Below are 16,559 nucleotides of genomic sequence, written 5' to 3'. Positions count from 1 at the left end.
ACTCTTCACCAACTACCAGCTCGTGAGCCGGCCTCTGCTACCGCTGTTCGCCGTACCGGCCGATCCAGCGGGGATCGCTTGACTGCGTAACCGAGAACCACCTCCGTACGACGATGGGACTGCGGTACCCGCCCGGCGAACTTCAGCCCCGGCGGGCGATCCTGGTGATGTCGTCCTCTCCTTCTCCTCGGTGATCTTCGTACTGCCACTTCGGTCTTGCGGTCTTCCGTCGGCCTTGCTCACTTACCCGGCCGACATGAGGAACACTAGCCACCTCGACGCCGAAAGTCTACTTCCGTCACGTTAGATTTTCGTTCAGGTCCGGCGGAGCTTCCCTCCGGCTCCGATGAAGGTTTCTTCAGCGGATCTTCATGGAGTTCTTCGGTAGCTCTGACGGGATCTTCAGCGGGTTCTCAGGTGCAGCCGCCAAGGTTGACCCATGACCGAGAACCAGCCGCCCCAGCCGCAGAACCAGCCCGGTGACGACACTCCGGCGCAGGGTTCGACGTTCGGCAACCAGCCTGCACAGCAAGCACAGCAGCCTGTGATGCCGACGTACGGCTCGGGCTCACCTGAGCGCACACAGCAGCTGCCGATGGGTGGCTACGGCCAGCACCAGCAGCAGCAGTACGCGCCCCAAGGTGGGCAACAGTGGCCAGGGCAGCACCCCACGGGCGGTGGCGGTGCTGCTCACCAACAGGGCGGGCAGTTCGGGATGTCCGGGACGCATCAGGGGGCGTCACCGGGCCCGAACTGGCCGTTCGGCCCGCAACCGGCCCAGTCTGAGCCCCCGAAGCCGCTGAAGCGGCGCGGTCTGGCTCTGGTGGCAGCCACCGCGTTGCTGGTCGGTGCCGCCGGGGGTGTCGGCGCCGCAGCCGTCTACTCGGCTACGAACGACTCCAGTACTTCGGCCCCGTCGGTGACCGCTCCGCTCAACGGCAGCCAGGCCGCGCCGGTGTCGGCGCCGGACGGCTCCGTGCAGAACGCCGCCTCCAAGGTGCTGCCGAGCGTGGTGAAGATCGGCGTCGCCACTTCACAGGGTGCGGCCACCGGGTCCGGCATCGTGATCAGCAAGGACGGCCTGATCGTCACCAACAACCACGTGGTGGCGGGCGCCGGCAACGGCGGCAAGATCCAGGTGATGCTGAACGACGGCCGGACGATGAACGCGACGATCGTGGGCACCGACCCGCTGACCGACCTCGCGGTGATCCGGGCGGAGGCCAACGACCTCACCCCGGCCGTGCTCGGCAAGAGCGGCACCCTCGGTGTCGGCCAGGGCGTCGTCGCGATCGGTTCGCCGTTCGGGCTGGAGGCGACCGTGACCAGCGGGATCGTCTCCGCGCTCAACCGGCCGGTCACCTCTGGCGACGAGCAGCAGGACAGTACGACAGTCTTCCCAGCAATCCAGACAGACGCCGCCATCAACCCTGGTAACTCGGGCGGCGCACTGATCGACCTCGCCGGCCAAGTGGTCGGAATCAACAGCGCGATCAAGACCGCCGGAGGATCGGGACAATCCGAAGGCGGCAACATCGGCCTGGGCTTCGCAATCCCGATCGACCAGGCCAAGCCGATCATCGACGAGCTGGTGGCCAAGGGCAAGGCCACACATGCACGGCTCGGAGTGGGCGTCGGCGACGCGCAGTCTTCCGCGGCGTTCCAGCAAGGAGCGACGATCGGCGAGGTGACGTCCGGCGGTGCGGCGGACAAGGCCGGCCTGAAGACCGGTGACGTGGTCACCGCGATCGACGGCAAGGTGATCGCGTCAGGGGACGCGTTGGTCGCCGCGGTCCGTTCGCACCGCCCGGGCGATGAGGTGACCATCACCCTCACCCGCGCAGGCAAATCCCAGCAGGTCAAGGCCACCCTCGGCTCCGACAACGGAAACCCGACCGGCTGACCCCCCGATCTCCGTCGTCCCTATCCCCCCCGGGGACGGCGGAGCACCTCCCTGATAGGGACTCCGACCGCCCACCGAGCGGCCGGAGTCCCGTTTTTGTGGAGGTCAGATGTACTGGTTACGGAACGAAGCGAGGTCGCAGTTGATCACGTCGTTGCGCTGGACGTCCCGAAGGCACAGCTGAACCTCCATGCGCAGGATGTTCCTGTCCGGGTTCGAGAACCCGGAGCTGACGAAACCCTCCGTGTGATCCGCACATCCGGACGAGTCCCCCTGCCACGGCGACCACTCCGAGTACGCGCCGTTCCCCCAGATCACCCTCGACCGGACGTACACGCCGTAACCGTCACCGGAACCGTCGCCGGCGCAGTGGTCCTGGGCGTAGCCCTGCTGAAACACCTTGTGCTTCCCGGTGAAATCGACCGATCCCTCGGCGCTACCCCAGCCACTCGGGAACGGTGAGATCGCCGACGTCAAGTAATAGTTTCCGTTGGCCGCGGCCGGCGTGACACCGGCGAACAGCCCAGCGGCCAGCAGCCCCACCACGGCCAGAATCCTGACGATCTTCACAGCCGATCACCCCTGTCATTCTCGCCACCGGGACGGCGGCGTGGGCGGAACGAGTTGGCCGGACTGTAGCCGCCCGATCCGCGTGCGGGAAGGCTCGGCGTGGGTGCTTTCCAGGGTTAATCACGTGCGGCGGTCAGGTCGAGGCGCTAGCGTCCGGGCCTATGACGATGTCTCGGGAGCGGCCGCCGTATGTGGCGGATGAGCGGACTCTGCTGGTCGGCTGGCTGGATCAGCAGCGGGCGCTGGTCCGGTGGAAGTGCGAGGGGCTGGCTGCGGCGGACGAGCAGCGGTCGGTACTACCGACCTCGCCGTTGATGACGGTGGCTGGGCTGGTCTCGCATATGCGCTGGACCGAGCACTGCTGGTTCAACGTGTTGTTCCTGGGTGAATCGCATGCCGACAACCCGCAGTTCCGCGAGGAGCCCGAAGACCTCGACATGATGGTCCCCGGCGTCGCGCTGTCGACGCTGCTCGACGACTTCGAGGCCCAGTGCGCCAAGTCGAACGAGATCGTCGCGGCCCACTCCCTCGACGACACCGGCAAACACCCGGACTTCAAGGCCTCGCAGGCGACGCTTCGCTGGATGCTTCTCCACATGCTCGAGGAAACGGCCCGGCATGTCGGCCACCTGGACACGATCCGGGAGTTGCTCGACGGCAACAAGGGCTACTACTAGTCGGTCATCTCCCAGAGGAGCACCTCGGCGCCTTGCGGGCCGGCGATCACGCGTTGACCGTCGGCTTGCGTCACGCGTGCCGCGTCGGCCGGGCCGAGCGCGACATCCTCCAGCATGACGTTGCCTGTAGCAACAAATAGGTGCGCGCGAGGCGCCTGCGGTAACTGGATCGCGTCACCGGGGGCGAGCCGGGCAACGGAGAGGCCGGCTCGCGGTTGGTTGATGGTGATGGCTGTGGTGGCCTTGTGCTTCGGCAGACCGGAGGCGATCGGCACGAGCTCGCCGACCGGGCTGACTTCGGCTTGCTGGTACGACGGCGTGAGGTCGTACTCGCCTGGGCGGACCCACATTTGCACGTACCGGACGGGTTCTTCGGCGTCGTTGCGTTCGGAGTGGAGAATGCCGCTGCCCGCGCTCATGCGCTGGACCAGGCCGGGGTAGATGATGCCGCTGTGGCCCTCCGAATCCTGGTGGAGCAGGGCTCCCCGTAGTACCCAGGTGACGATCTCCACGTCCTGATGCGGATGCGTGTCGAATCCAGTGCCGGGGGCAACTACCTCGTCGTTGTGGACCATCAGCAGGCCGAAGCCGACGTTCGCAGGATCGTAGTACGGGCCGAAGGAGAAGGAGTGTCGCGAGTCCAGCCAGTCGCTCCGCGTGCGGAACCGGTCGTCGGCACGATGGATCTCGACACTCATGCGCCCAGTCTCGCACTGCTCAGAACAGCGCCTCCTGGTCGTCTCGCCGCGGCGCTGGTTCGAGTTTCTCCAACGGGACGGTGAGTTCGGCATCGGCGGATGCCCGGTCGAGCGTCCAACCGGCCAGCAGGTGGGTATCGAGCAAGAGCAGTCCGGCGGGCGTTTCGGCGTACAGGTCACTCCCGATCGCGCAGACGATCCGCCCGGCGATCACCCCACCTGCCACCGGCTCAGTCATCGCCACGTCGGCATGCAGTCCACCCTCGGGCAGCCCGTACCGCGCAACGTGATCGCTGACCCGAGCCTCACACCGAACCTGCCCCTCAGGCCAGTCCACCGCCGCTGCCCGCTCAACCACCTCCAAGAGCCCGGTACGACGCTCCGCCGCGCTCCCCGGCTGCACCCGCGCAGCCCTCTTCCGGCTGATCCCGACCCGATCCGGCAGTCCCAACGTCGCCCCCAGCGTCATCTCCACCCGCCGGGCCCCCACCAGACTCCCCGCCGAAATCATCACGGACGCCAACGCCCCCTGCTCCAGCAACCGAGCCTCACCCCGCTCGACCGCCGTGATCCCGACCTTGATCACGCTCCCGTGATGAGCCAGATAGACGTTGTACGGCCGAGGATCGTCCAACCGGGTATCAGCCGCCACCGAGTTGGCCCGCTCCATCCCCTGACAGTCCACGCACTGCCCACTACGCCCACCCGCCGCCAACACCGTCCGCGTCGAGCACCCCAACCGCCGCCCGGCCCGCCAAAACCCCACACACCGCCGCTCCCGCACAAACCCAAACCTCAACTCACTCCCAAGCGCCAGCGGGCTACGACGGCTGACATCCCGCCCATCCACAACCCACTCCAGCTGGGCAACCCCATCCACCCACCCAACCCCACTAACCCGCCAGCCACCCTCACCCATCCAGCATTCCTACCACCGCCCACAGACACTCCCCGCCCGTCACCAGCCAACGCGAACAGATCCCCACCACACCCGCACCCAAGGCGCCAACCCCGGAAGACTGCGCCATACCGGCCAGGCCAGCCGAGGCGGGGAGCGACGAGGCCGACCGCGCCCGAGCCAACGCCGGAGTCCGGGTCAGGGGTGGGTGGGAGCGGCCGGAGCGGGGAGTGACGGAGGAGCGGACAGTGCAGGGCGCGTGGGCGAGTACCTGCCCGGGCGTACTAGCTGGTTTGTTCGCTCATGGTCCAGACGTGGCGGAGGGCTTGGCCGCCCGCGCCGTCCGGGTTCTTGGCGAAGCTTTCGACGAACTGGCTCATGTGGTCTTGCCAGCGGCGGTCGATCGGGTCGTTGGACAGCTGGGCGACGGCGGCTTCGTAGTCGTCGCACTCGACCAGGTGGAACAGGTCGCGGCCGCTGCGCCAGATGCTCCAGTCGTGGATGCCGGCCTGGTTCATGACGGTGATCAGTTCGGGCCAGACGCGGGCGTGCTCGAGCTCGTAGGCCTCTTCGGTACCGGGGATCAGCCGGCTGTGCAGTGCTAGGCGGGTCACAATCGTGCAGGATACGCCGGGGCTTGACCGAACCGTTATCCGAACACCCCGTGATCGCCTCGACGTGGCCGGTAGTCCCTGGCAGGTTAAGGGGCTGTTCTGGACACCGCATTCCCGGCAGGAGGACCCATGGTCGAGCGGAGCGTTCCGTGGCCGCCCGGTACGCCGAACTGGGTGGATCTCGCCGCCGACGACGCGTGCGCCGCCGCCCGCTTCTACGCCGGCCTGTTCGGCTGGAGCTGCGAGCAGCAGAGCACCCGCGACTACCGGGTCTGCAAACTGGACGGCTCGGACGTGGGTGGCATCGGCCCCAAGCAACCCGGCACCGAACACCTCCCGAGCCGCTGGACCACCTACCTCGCAACCGATCACCTAGACCGCACGCTCGACGCGGTGACGGCCCACGAGGGCACCGAACTGCTCACCCGCGAGGTCGAGACACACGGCCGGATGGCGATCGCCGCCGACCCGAACGGCGCGATCTTCGGACTGTGGCAGGCCGCCGAACACATCGGCACCGACCGCAGTGCCGATCCCGGCATGCTCGTCTGGAGCGAGGCACTCAGCGAGGACTTCGAGACAGCCAGGGCGTTCTACACCGCCGTCTTCGGCTACCGCGCCGAGGAGATCGGCGGTTACAACCGGTACGCCGCCCTGTACGCCGCTGACAAGCCCGTCGCCGGCACCGGCGAGCTCCACCCCGACTTCCCGGCCGGTACGCCGCCGCACTGGCTCCCGTACTTCGCTGCGGCCAGTACCGACCAGACGGTCGACCAGGCGATCACTGCAGGTGGGGAAATCCTCGGCGAGCCGCTGGAAACCGACTTCGGCCGGATGGCCGTCCTGGCCGACCCGGAAGGCGCCCGCTTCGCCGTCATCCAGCTCGGGTGACGGCCCGGCTAGCGGTTCGGCAGGCACCAGGAGCCAACTAGTCGCGGCAGCCGCGCGTCGTACGGAGGTATGGCCGGTCCCCACGTGAGTATTTTCCCTCTCGTGGCAGGCTGGCCACACGCCGAAGACTGTTCCAGGTGTGTACCCGTCGCCGTGCGAGAGTTGAGAACGTGAAGCGAACTGCTGCCATCGTCTGTCTGAGTGCCGTCCTCGTCACCGCTGGTTGTACCGACAGCAAGTCGGACAGCGGAGGCAAGCCAGACCCCAACAACGAGAAGCAGGCCTCCGCGGAGGTGGTCAAGAACTTCGCCGCCGCCTGGGTCAAGGCGTGGGCGCCGGACGGCAAGCCCGATGCGGCCGCTGCGCTCACCGACACGCCGGCCACCTTCGGCAAGCGCCTGGACGAGGTCGACTCCGCGCTGGTGGCGCAGTCCGTCACGGTCACGCCGCAAGGCGACCCGAAGTGTTCCGACGACAACAACTGCACCCAGGATCTCGCCGTCGAGGCCGTCCTGCGTGGCATCGGCACGATGAAGTGGACGAGCACGGCTGCTGCGGTGAAGACCGGCGACGCCTGGAAGATCAAGGCCTCCGGCGACACCATCTACCCGGGGCTGGGCGAGTCGAACTACCTGAAGCGCGTCCGCGCGCTGCCGGCCCGCGCGTCGATCCTCGACCGCAACGGCCAGCCGCTGACCGCGAACCGTCAGGTCGTCATCGTCGGAGTCGCCTCCGGCAACGTCGCGACCGCGGCGACCTACGCGGCCTTCAAGGCCAAGCTCGACGTCGACGGCGCCAAGCTGAAGGCGCGCGCCATCGCGGCTCCGGCCGGTCAGTTCGTGGACGCGATCACGATCCGGATGAACGAGTGGCAGGCGCTCGCGCCGACCTTCGGCAAGCTGCCCGGCGTGCTCACGATGGGCGGCACGCAGTCGCTCGCGGAGAGCCCGACCTTCGCCCGCTCGCTGCTCGGCACGATGAAGACGGCGACCGAGGAGACCTTGAAGAACGCCGGCCCGACCGCGTCGGCCGTCGACCAGGTCGGTACGACGGGCCTGCAGTACTCGTACCAGCAGCAGCTCGCCGGTACGCCGGGTGGCACCGTCACCTTGCGCGACGGCAAGACCAAGCTGACCATCAAGACGGTCTTCTCCCAGCAGGGCAAGCCTGGTACGCCGGTGAAGACCACCATCGACCCGAAGCTGCAACGCTTCGCCGAGGCCGCGCTGGCGACGAGCAAGCTGCCCGCCTCGCTGGTCGCGATCCAGCCGTCGACCGGGCAGATCCTGGCCGCGGCGAACGGCCCGACGCCGACCAACTACAACCGCGCCTTCCTCGGCCGGTACGCACCCGGCTCGACGTTCAAGATCGTCACCTCGGCCGCGCTGCTCGGCAGCGGGCTGACCGTCAACACTCCGCTGCCGTGCACCAACACGATCAACGTCTTCGGCAAGACCTTCAAGAACTACGACGGGCTCGCGGCGTACGGCAACGGCCCGATGCAGAAGGCGTTCAACGAGTCCTGCAACACCGCGTTCATCTCCCAGCACGCCCGGCTCAAGTCGGACGGGATGACGAAGGCCGCGGCGATGTTCGGCATCGGCCAGGACCTGAAGCTCTCGGTTCCGGCGTACGGCGGTGAGGTACCGGCTCCCAAGGACGACGTCGCCGAGGCCGCCTCGATGATCGGCCAGGGCACTGTCACGGCCAGCCCGCTGGCGATGGCAGTCGTCGCGGGGGCGGTCCAGCACGGTACTGCGCTGAAGCCGGTGCTCGTCCCCGGCAAGGACCCGGCCGGCGCCGCCGCCAGCCCGTTGCCTGCAGCAACCGTCGCCGCCCTCCGCACCTTCATGCGCACCACCGTCACCGGCGGCACCGCGCACGCCCTGGCCCCCTACGGCAGCGCCGCCGCCAAGACCGGTACCGCCGAGGTCGTCTCCAACGGCAAGGTCATCACCAACGGCTGGATGGTCGGCTACCGAGGCGACGTAGCCTTCGCCGTCATCGTCGAAGGCGGCGTCTCCGGCGGCAAAGCGGCGGGCCCCATCCTCGCCAACTTCATCAGCAAGTTCAGCTGACCGACCCGGAATTGTCGGCGGCGGCGTCTACCGTCGCCGACATGACTGGTACCGAGCAGAGCCGGGCGATCGTCCGGCGGTACTTCGACACGATGGCCGCGCTGGACTGGGACGCTTTCGGCGCGGTGCTGGCCGAGGACGTCGTGTACGAGCTGCCGCAGACCGCGGAGCGGATCGTCGGGCGGGAGCGGCTGGTCCGCTTCAACCGTGAGTATCCGGGTGATTGGCGGCTCAGCGTGAGCCGGCTGATCGTCGACCGTGAGAGCGCCGCCGGGTCGATGAACTTCACGGTCGGTGAGGAGGAGATGGTCGGGCTCGTGTACCTCGAGCTGGCCGGTGGGCTCATCGTCCGGGTGACCGACTTCTGGCCGGAGGCCTACGAAGCCCCTGCGGGGCGGGAACATCTGACCGAGCATGGAGTTGGCGGAGTGGATCGGCTCAGCCGGCCCGGTGCTTCCTAAGAAGTCCCTTAACGGGCGGGGTTTCGGGGTTTTCGTCACCTAGAGTTCTCAGATGGAGACCCTGACCTGTCCGAAGTGCCGTGGTTCGATGCGTACGTATGAGCGCAGCGGCGTCACCGTCGACCAGTGCACGGAGTGCCGTGGGATCTTTCTGGATCGCGGCGAGTTGGAGAAGCTGGTCGACGCGGAGGTCGCCTACAACGGGCCTCAGCCTGTGCACCAGCAGGCTCCTCGGTATGAAGACAAGCGGTACGAGGACAAGCGGTATCAGCAGTATCCGCAGCGTAAGAAGAAGAAGTCGTTCTTCGACGAGTTGTTCGACTGAGACGGGCTAGTGGTGGCGGCCGTGGAAGGCGGGTTCGCGTTCTTCCTCGGTGATGCCGCCCCAGACGCCGTACATCTCGCCGACGACCGCCGCATGGTCGGCGCATTCGCGGCGGACCGGGCAGGTGCCGCAGAGCGACTTGGCGACGAGTTCGCGGGCGCGCTTTCGCAGGCCCCGCTCGGATTCGGCGGCGAAGAACAGCTCGGGGTTCACGCCCTGACAAGCGGCGTGATCCTGCCATTCCCAGTTCTCGATCATCGCGGAAGGCAGGCCTTCCGGCGCCTTGGTGACCGCCCCAGCCGGCGGCTTCCGCCTCACTGGGCGATCCAACGTTGCTCAGCCATCACAGACACCTCGTACCTGGTCGGGTTTCGCGCGGCTGTCTGCATAGCCGCCCGCACCCGACCAGGTACCCGCCCTCAAACGTGGGCTACTTCGAGACCACGATCCGCATCGACGTGCCGAGCTGGCTCATCACCCGGATCTTCACTCCGGCATGCGGCACCTTCACGCCGTACGACGGGATCTTCGACGTCCAGAAGTTCAACCGATCGTCGAAGGTCGGCACCGCGTCCTGGCCGCGCACGTAGTTCTTCTTGCCGGCCACGGTGAGGTTGAACGAGTCCGACTTCTGCAACCCGAAGGTCGAGTCGTAGCTCTGCACCGTGCCCCGCCAGTACGTGCCGTCGAGCCGCACCCGCGGTTCCGGGTTCGCATCGATCGGCAGCCATTGCCCCTCACCGGGGTGAACGGCCGTCTCGTTGTTGTTCTGCGAGGTGTCCCAGTACGACACCAGCAGCCCGTCCTGGTACGGGTAGTGCTCGACCCAGTTCGGCCGCGGCGCCCCGACGAAGTTGTACGGGCCGTACTGCAGGTACCGGTTGAACGAGTTGTACGTGTAGTTCGACGCCAGGTAGTAGTTGTCGTAATCCCGCGTCACCGACTCGCCGGACGGCTCGAACCCAACCGCGGTCCAACCATTCACGCCGCTCTCGGCACCGTCGGAGAGCAGCGTCTTGCCACCCGCCACCAGCTTGATGTCGTCGGCGAAGAAGCCCAGCTCATGCGTCGCGGCGTCGGTCGCATACCGGAACCGCAGGTCGATCGTCTTCCCCGCAAAGGCCGACAGATCGAACGAAGCCGGCTGCCACCCCAAGCTGTCGCCGTCGATCCCGTTCGCCTCGGCCGCCTTGGTGATGCTGCCCGGGATGGCCTTCCAGCCCGACCCGTCGTTCACCTCGACGTACGCGTAGTCGCACGCGTCCGCGCCACAGTCCTCGATCTTCCAGTTCGCCTGGAAGGCCAGCGACGCCTTGCCCGCCGGGAGAGTCACCTTGCGAGTCAGCGTGTTCGACAGCTTGTCGCCCGTACCGCTCCACCACGACTTGGTACCGGTGACAGGCTTGACCAGTTGCGTCGTCACCTTCTTCTTCGGCAGTACGACGACAACGCCCTGCGCCCGCTTCGAGTTGTACTCGTGCGGCCCGAGGTCGATCGTCTTGGTCTGCCCGGCCTTCACCGTCTCGTAGTCGAGCCAGCCCAGCTGCAGCTTGTCCCAGGTACCGAGGTCCTGCGGCTTCAGCCCGATGCCGAGGTCGCCCTTGGAGCCCGAGCGGGACTGCGACATCACGCTCCACCAGTTCACCGGGTTCTGGCTCGGCTTGCCGGAGGTGTCGTAGTGGTCCGGCAGCCCGAGGTCGTGGCCGTACTCGTGCGCGAAGACGCTCAGCCCACCGTTCTCGGGCTGGATCGTGTAGTCGCCGATCCACAATCCGGTGCTGCCGATCTGGGTGCCGCCGAGCTTGTTCGCCGACGGCCCGCTGGTGTGGTTGCTGAACGCGTACCAACGGTGCGACCAGATCGCGTCCTCGCCCTGATGCGGGTCGCCATCGGCCTGGTCGCCACCGGCGTGCACGATCTGGAAGTGGTCGATGTAGCCGTCCGGCTCGTTGAAGTTGCCGTCGCCGTCGTAGTCGTAGCGGTCCCACTGGTCGTACGACGCCAGCGCGGACCTGATCTGCGCGTCGGTCTTGCCGGCCGCTTCCTGGCCCTTGACCCACTGCCCGACGGCGTCGCTGATCAGGTTCCAGGTGTTGCCGCAGATGTTGTCGTCGCAGGGGACGCCGTTGCTCCGCCCGTACCGCGCCTCGTTGTAGGGCACCTTGACCCAGTCCGAAACCGTGCCGTCGACGCTGTACCGGCCCGACGACTGCTTCTCGTAGTACGTCTTCACCGAGTCGCCCTTGCCGAAGTACAGCTGGCGATAGTGGTCGGGTGAGTAGTCGGCCTGCCAGACGGTGGAGTTGTCGGTACTCCGGTCCGGCGCCGGGATCGCGTTGTGCAGCGGCCCGTCGTAGGTCAGCGGCCCTTCGGTGTTCGGGTCGGTGTCCTTGTCCGGGAAGTCCGGGTGCCGCTTGTTGCCGAACTCGGCCAGGATCACGAAGATCTTGTCCGTCTTCTCGCGCGCCAACTCGACGTACTGGTCCTTGCGCTTGGCAGCGAGCTTGTCCTGACCACTGGTCGCCGGTACGTCGATCTGCCGCCCGACCCTGACCACCTTGCTCGCGCCGCGTTGCTCGACCTTCGCCGAGCCGTTCAGCACATTGGTCAGGGCACGTTCGCGCAGGTCACGGCGCTTGTCCTCGAGAGCGTTGGGTAGTTCGTCCGGTCCGGCCTTGACCGCGGCCGGGCCGCTGGGGGCATCACCGTCGGCCGGAGCCGGGCCGGCGACGGACTGCGGCAGCTGGCCGAGTCCGGTCAGTACCGCGAGACTCAAGACCCCGATGGCCGTCGTCCGTGCGGGTTCGAAGCGCACACATCCTCCTGGGGGTTCGCCGGCGCCGGCAGGCGCAGCGGCGGCCCCGCGCCGGACAGGAGCCGGTGGCAACTATCGAGCGCGAGGCTACCGCACCCAGGGTCACCGCCCAGTGACCTTGAGCGACGACACCGAGGATGTCCGCTCTCCGTACGGCGACCTGCTGCGGCGGTATGTTCGCCAGATGAGCACACCGTCCATCACTCTCCGGCCGCCGACCGCCGACGAGTACGCCGGCTGGATGACCCGCGGCTGCGAGGGCTACGCCGCCGATATCGGCCCCGCCCGTGACCTCGATCCGGCGGCCGCCCTGGAGGCCGCCTATCAGGAGTTCGGCGCGCTGCTCACCGATGGCCTGGAGACCGAGAACCAGCTGGTCTGGCTGGCCTGCGACGACGACGAGCCGGTCGGCAGCCTGTGGATCGGCACCCAGAAGACGATGCCGTTCATCTACCTGGTCGAGGTGCTCGCCGAGCAGCGTGGCAAGGGGTACGGCCGGGCGATCATGCTGGCCGGCGAGGAGGAGTGCCGCCGCCGCGGCTACACCCACCTCGCCCTGAACGTCTTCGGCAGCAACAAGATCGCCACCGGCCTGTACGACTCCCTCGGCTACGTCGTCGTCACCCAGGAGATGCGCAAGACGCTCTAGCTGCCTCGGCCAAGTGGTCCAGCGCGCCCCTAGCGGCCCTTGGCCAGGTCGGTGATCGCGTCGAGGTGCTTCGGCGACCAGCCGAGTTCGCGCTTGGCCCGGTCGCCGCTCATCCGCTGGTCGAGCGTGTAGGCCTCGGCGATCGGCCCCATCCGCTCGGCCGCCTCTGCCGCCGTCAACGGCTCGAAGCTCCCCGGCCGGCCAGCAGCCTCGGCCAGTGCCGGCGCCAGCTCCTTGAACGGCACGTTCTGCGCGACGCCCAGATACAGCGCCCCGGCCGGAGCGTCCAGCGCCAGCACGTACAGCTCGGCGATGTCCTCGACATGGACGAGCGTCGTGTGGTTCACCCCGTCATCGATCACCGGTACTGCGCCAGTCGCGCGCGCCGGCTCGACGAAGAACGCCTCGATCAACCCGGCCGACCGCCCGTAGACGAGCCCGGGCATCACCAGCACCGGCCGCGATCCGCTCGTCGCCGTCGCCAGCACGCGAGCCTCGTTGTCCAACCGCCAGGCCGTGATCGCCGGCGGGTTCATCTCCGCCGTCTCATCGATCACGCCGTCGGTGTCGCCGTACACCCAGACACCGCCCGTATGCACGTACGCTCCACGCCCGTCGAGCCCCTCGAGCATCGCCTCGGCAGCGGCCAGGTCGATGGCTGCGGCCTCTGGGCTGTTGACGGCGCCGAGGTGAATGACCCCATCGGCGGCCGCTGCGGCGGTACGGAGTACGTCGAGATCGGTCAGGTCGCCGACGACTGCCTTGGCGCCCAGCGCGGTGACCGTGTCGACGGCCTGGTCGCTGCGGGCCAGCGAGGTCACCTCGTGGCCGTGCCGGAGCAGCGCCTCGATCGTCGCGCGGCCGATGTAGCCGGAGCCGCCGGTCAGAAATACCTTCATCTGTGTTCCTTTCTGTCCTCTCCAGCCTCCGTTCGTCGCGCTCCGTAGTCCAAGACCTGTTCTGCCGTCTGTGATACCTCTGGGGTATGAGCACCGCACCGGGCTGGTGGTTGCTGCACGTCGACATGGACCAGTTCATCGCCGCCGTCGAGATCCGGCGCCGGCCCGAGCTGCGCGGGCTGCCGGTCGTGGTCGGTGGATCGGGTGATCCCACCCAGGCACGCCAGGTGGTCGCCACCGCGTCGTACGAGGCGCGCGAGTTCGGCGTGCACTCGGGGATGCCGTTGCGGGCCGCTTTCAAGAAGTGCCCGGACGCGGTGTTCCTGCCGACCGATCCGGCCGCGTACGACGCTGCGTCGGCCGAGGTGATGGGGACGCTGCGGGAGTTCCCGGTGATCGTCGAGGTGTGGGGCTGGGACGAGTGCTTCGTCGGTGCCTCGACGGATGAGCCGGAGGCGTTGGCTGGGGCGTTGCGGGCCGCAGTACTGGAACGGACCGGGCTGGCGTGTTCGATCGGGATCGGCGACAACAAGGTCCGGGCCAAGCTGGCGACCGGATTCGGCAAGCGGGACAGCGGGAGCGGTGCGGGCGTCTATCGGCTGACGGCCGAGAACTGGGTCGAGGTGATGGCGCATCGGCCGGTCCGCGAGCTGTGGGGTATCGGCAGCCGGATGTCGCAGAACCTCAACGAATTGGGGCTTTCCACCGTTTCCGACCTCGCGGCGGCCGACCTCGACGTGCTGACGAAGCGGTTCGGTCCCCGGATGGGCGCGTGGTATCTGTCGCTCGGGCGCGGGCTCGGGGACACCGAGGTGACCGACGTACCGCGTGAGCCGGTGTCGCGCAGTCATGAGGAGACGTTCGCGACTGATCTCGTCACGTTCGAGGAGGTCGCGGAGGAGTTGCGGCGGATCGCCTTGACTGTCACTCGTGAGGTGGTCGCGGAGGGGCGGAGTGTTCAGCGGATCGCGGTGAAGGTGCGGTTCACGTCGTTCTTCACGCCGATCAAGAGCCGGAAGCTGCCCGAGCTCACGCAGGATCCGGAGGTGATCGCAGCTGCCGCGCTCGTTCTGCTGGAGAAGTTCGAACTGCGCCGGCCGGTCCGGCTGCTCGGCGTCCGGGTGGAGTTCCCACGGGCCTGAACTTCTGCCACCGCATCGGCGTCCAACGAGCATGTTCTCCCGCGCAACCGCGATCGGCGCAGCTGTCGCCGTCCTCGCTACCGGCGGTCTGGCCACCGCCGCTGTGGCTCGCTCGCATTCTTCGTCTGATGGTGCCTGGAGCGACGTCGGCGGGGCACCAGCGGTGAAGAAGCCCGCGGCCACTCAGTCGAAGCCGGTCGACAAGGTGCCGGCGTTGAAGGCGGCACAGGTCCGCTACCAGCATCAGAGCTGGGGTGATTCGGCGGCCAAGGCCTACATCGGCATCTGGGCTCCGACGGGCTGGAAGAAGGTGAAGCTGACGCCGTTGGAGGCCAAGTTCACCAGCCCCAACGGCTTGTGGAACCTGCGGGTCGACGCCACCGAGAACGACCAGCTCCTCAAGACCGCCACCGACGACCGGTACGCCCTGATCAAGGCGTCCGTCGCGGACTTCCACCTGATCGCCCGCACCACCGGCAGCACCCCAGCTGCCGAGCACAGCTACCAGGGCATGGTCTTCCACCACGAGACCCTCACCTACACCTACACGGACCCCACCCGCGGCCCACGCCTGGTCATCGACCGCTTCGTCTCCCTGGACACCAACCCGCACCCCCTCTTCGAAACCACCACCGGCGGCCGTCCCCAAGACGCCGCCGCCCTGGCAGCTGTCACCACCAAGGCAACAGAAGACTTCATCCGGCTCCCCTAGCCGAACTCAGACGGACTGTGGATCGTGCCGCGCGGCACCAGCCGACCAACGCAGCTGCTACCCCGTGCCGCAGCACCGCCGGCGGAGCGCAGCGCACGCATAACCCCTACGAACGGCCTCGACGCGCCGAGGCAATCGTTTGCCTGAGGAGTTGTGCGTGCGCTGGGAGTCGCCGTTGCTACCAGCAACCAAGAGCCGGTCGGGCGGGGGCCGTTGGGGGCGAGGTTGCGTTCCCACCATTCCGCCCGTTGGGTGCTCCCGCTCGTCCTTGGGGACAGGGGCGCCGTCAGGGGAGGTTGTAGGTGCGGCGGGCGGTGGTGGCGAAGATGGCTTCGCGTTCGGTGGCGGTGAGGGTGGAGGTCAGGTCTTCTGCGGCTTGGACCACCTCTGGGTACGACGCGGCCAGGAGGCAGACGGGCCAGTCGGAGCCGAACATGACCCGGTCGGGGGTGAAGGCGTCGAGTACAACGTCGACGTAGGGCTGGAGGTCGGAGACCTTCCAGTCGGTCCACGATGCTTCGGTGACCATGCCGGAGAGTTTGCAGGTGACGTTGGGGTGGGCGGCGAGGGCGCGGATGCCGCTCGCCCAAGGCTCCAGGTCGCCGCCGATGACCGGCTTGGAGATGTGGTCGACGACGAAGGACAGCTGCGGAAGTGCTTCCACCGTTTCCAGAGCCGCCGGAAGATGGGGAGTCTTCGTCAGCAGGTCATAGACCAGACCGGCGTCCGCGACCGCGGTGAGACCGGCCCGTACGTCGTCGCGGCACAGCCACCGCTCATCCGGTTCGTCGTGCACCTGATGCCGGATGCCCTTCAGCCACTCGCCGTCCGGCCGTTGCCTCAGCCCCGCCAGCGCGTCCGCGACATCTGCCGCCGTGAGATCCACCCAGCCGACCACACCGGCCACCAGGTCGTTGCTAGCGGCAACTTCCAGGAACTCCGGTGTCTCGGCCGCCACTCCCACCGTCTGCACCAGCACGGTCGCGGTCACGCCGGCCTCCGCGGCAAGCGGAGCGAGGTCGTCGATCGAGAAGTTCCGCCGAACCGGATCCAGCTCCGGCCCGACCATCCAGGTCTGCTCCCGAACATTCAGATCCCACACATGGTGGTGTGCATCAACCCGCCCGCTCACAACCCACTCCAGTCCATCGCCCAGCCCGCTCCACCCGCCGCGCTCGCTCCGACAGCCGCGCTCGCTCCGATTGCTCCGCCGGCCGCGCCGGCTTC

17 protein-coding genes are annotated in these 16,559 nt (G+C 67.7%); 9 read left to right on the top strand and 8 right to left on the bottom strand.

Annotated features, from left to right (window positions below):
* The first annotated feature begins 439 nt into the window (after positions 1-439).
* Complete coding sequence (locus ABD768_RS22850; protein ID WP_344843758.1) at positions 440-1,903, top strand: S1C family serine protease; 1,464 nt, start codon at positions 440-442, stop codon at positions 1,901-1,903.
* A 105-nt stretch (positions 1,904-2,008) separates the two neighbouring features.
* On the opposite strand, the gene ABD768_RS22845 is transcribed toward ABD768_RS22850, so the two are convergent.
* Positions 2,009-2,473, bottom strand: a complete 465-nt coding sequence (locus ABD768_RS22845; protein ID WP_344843756.1) for a hypothetical protein — start codon at positions 2,471-2,473, stop codon at positions 2,009-2,011.
* Positions 2,474-2,634: 161 nt separating this feature from the next.
* Here ABD768_RS22845 and ABD768_RS22840 point away from each other — a divergent pair, with 161 nt between their 5' ends.
* On the top strand, positions 2,635-3,150 hold the full coding sequence (locus tag ABD768_RS22840) for a DinB family protein (protein WP_344843753.1): 516 nt from the start codon (positions 2,635-2,637) through the stop codon (positions 3,148-3,150).
* On the opposite strand, the gene ABD768_RS22835 is transcribed toward ABD768_RS22840, so the two are convergent.
* From ABD768_RS22835 to ABD768_RS22825, 3 genes are all read right to left on the bottom strand, one after another.
* Positions 3,147-3,848, bottom strand: a complete 702-nt coding sequence (locus ABD768_RS22835; protein WP_343981925.1) for a pirin family protein — start codon at positions 3,846-3,848, stop codon at positions 3,147-3,149. The two genes, ABD768_RS22840 and ABD768_RS22835, sit on opposite strands and share 4 nt — an antisense overlap.
* 19 nt (positions 3,849-3,867) lie before the next feature.
* Entirely contained in the window at positions 3,868-4,767 is a 900-nt protein-coding gene (locus ABD768_RS22830; protein ID WP_344843749.1) for a DUF2797 domain-containing protein, read from the bottom strand.
* Between the two features lie 263 nt (positions 4,768-5,030).
* On the bottom strand, positions 5,031-5,360 hold the full coding sequence (locus ABD768_RS22825) for an L-rhamnose mutarotase (protein WP_343981931.1): 330 nt from the start codon (positions 5,358-5,360) through the stop codon (positions 5,031-5,033).
* 129 nt (positions 5,361-5,489) lie between these two features.
* Here ABD768_RS22825 and ABD768_RS22820 point away from each other — a divergent pair, with 129 nt between their 5' ends.
* From ABD768_RS22820 to ABD768_RS22805, 4 genes are all read left to right on the top strand, one after another.
* Positions 5,490-6,251, top strand: coding sequence for a VOC family protein (locus ABD768_RS22820; protein WP_344843746.1), 762 nt, complete (start codon positions 5,490-5,492; stop codon positions 6,249-6,251).
* 170 nt (positions 6,252-6,421) lie between these two features.
* Positions 6,422-8,329, top strand: a complete 1,908-nt coding sequence (locus ABD768_RS22815) for a penicillin-binding transpeptidase domain-containing protein (protein ID WP_344843743.1) — start codon at positions 6,422-6,424, stop codon at positions 8,327-8,329.
* Positions 8,330-8,370: 41 nt separating this feature from the next.
* Positions 8,371-8,790 carry a nuclear transport factor 2 family protein gene (locus ABD768_RS22810; RefSeq protein WP_344843741.1) on the top strand — a complete coding sequence of 140 codons (420 nt, stop codon included), beginning with the start codon at positions 8,371-8,373 and terminating at the stop codon, positions 8,788-8,790.
* 52 nt (positions 8,791-8,842) lie between these two features.
* Positions 8,843-9,115, top strand: a complete 273-nt coding sequence (locus tag ABD768_RS22805) for a TFIIB-type zinc ribbon-containing protein (RefSeq protein ID WP_343981942.1) — start codon at positions 8,843-8,845, stop codon at positions 9,113-9,115.
* Between the two features lie 6 nt (positions 9,116-9,121).
* On the opposite strand, the gene ABD768_RS22800 is transcribed toward ABD768_RS22805, so the two are convergent.
* Together ABD768_RS22800 and ABD768_RS22795 are read right to left on the bottom strand one after the other, a co-directional pair.
* The gene (locus tag ABD768_RS22800) at positions 9,122-9,433 is read right to left on the bottom strand and encodes a WhiB family transcriptional regulator (RefSeq protein WP_425552233.1); all 312 of its coding nucleotides are present in this window, start codon (positions 9,431-9,433) and stop codon (positions 9,122-9,124) included.
* Positions 9,434-9,545: 112 nt separating this feature from the next.
* On the bottom strand, positions 9,546-11,930 hold the full coding sequence (locus ABD768_RS22795) for an immune inhibitor A domain-containing protein (RefSeq protein WP_344843738.1): 2,385 nt from the start codon (positions 11,928-11,930) through the stop codon (positions 9,546-9,548).
* A 184-nt stretch (positions 11,931-12,114) separates the two neighbouring features.
* Here ABD768_RS22795 and ABD768_RS22790 point away from each other — a divergent pair, with 184 nt between their 5' ends.
* Positions 12,115-12,579 carry a GNAT family N-acetyltransferase gene (locus tag ABD768_RS22790; RefSeq protein ID WP_344843735.1) on the top strand — a complete coding sequence of 155 codons (465 nt, stop codon included), beginning with the start codon at positions 12,115-12,117 and terminating at the stop codon, positions 12,577-12,579.
* A 29-nt stretch (positions 12,580-12,608) separates the two neighbouring features.
* Here the strand turns inward: ABD768_RS22790 and ABD768_RS22785 are convergent, their stop codons facing one another.
* Positions 12,609-13,478 (bottom strand): NAD-dependent epimerase/dehydratase family protein, encoded by an 870-nt coding sequence (locus tag ABD768_RS22785; protein WP_344843733.1) that lies wholly within the window; start codon positions 13,476-13,478, stop codon positions 12,609-12,611.
* Between the two features lie 86 nt (positions 13,479-13,564).
* Here ABD768_RS22785 and ABD768_RS22780 point away from each other — a divergent pair, with 86 nt between their 5' ends.
* Positions 13,565-14,620 (top strand): DNA polymerase IV, encoded by a 1,056-nt coding sequence (locus tag ABD768_RS22780; protein ID WP_344843731.1) that lies wholly within the window; start codon positions 13,565-13,567, stop codon positions 14,618-14,620.
* Between the two features lie 31 nt (positions 14,621-14,651).
* A complete protein-coding gene (locus ABD768_RS22775) occupies positions 14,652-15,332 on the top strand; it encodes a hypothetical protein (RefSeq protein ID WP_344843729.1) in 681 nt (226 codons plus the stop codon).
* 286 nt (positions 15,333-15,618) lie between these two features.
* Here the strand turns inward: ABD768_RS22775 and ABD768_RS22770 are convergent, their stop codons facing one another.
* On the bottom strand, positions 15,619-16,464 hold the full coding sequence (locus ABD768_RS22770) for an amidohydrolase family protein (protein WP_344843727.1): 846 nt from the start codon (positions 16,462-16,464) through the stop codon (positions 15,619-15,621).
* Positions 16,465-16,559: the final 95 nt, after the last annotated feature.

It is taken from the genome of Kribbella ginsengisoli, assembly GCF_039537185.1.
Lineage (GTDB): Bacteria > Actinomycetota > Actinomycetes > Propionibacteriales > Kribbellaceae > Kribbella > Kribbella koreensis.
This window is presented reverse-complemented; position numbering and strand designations above follow the sequence as displayed.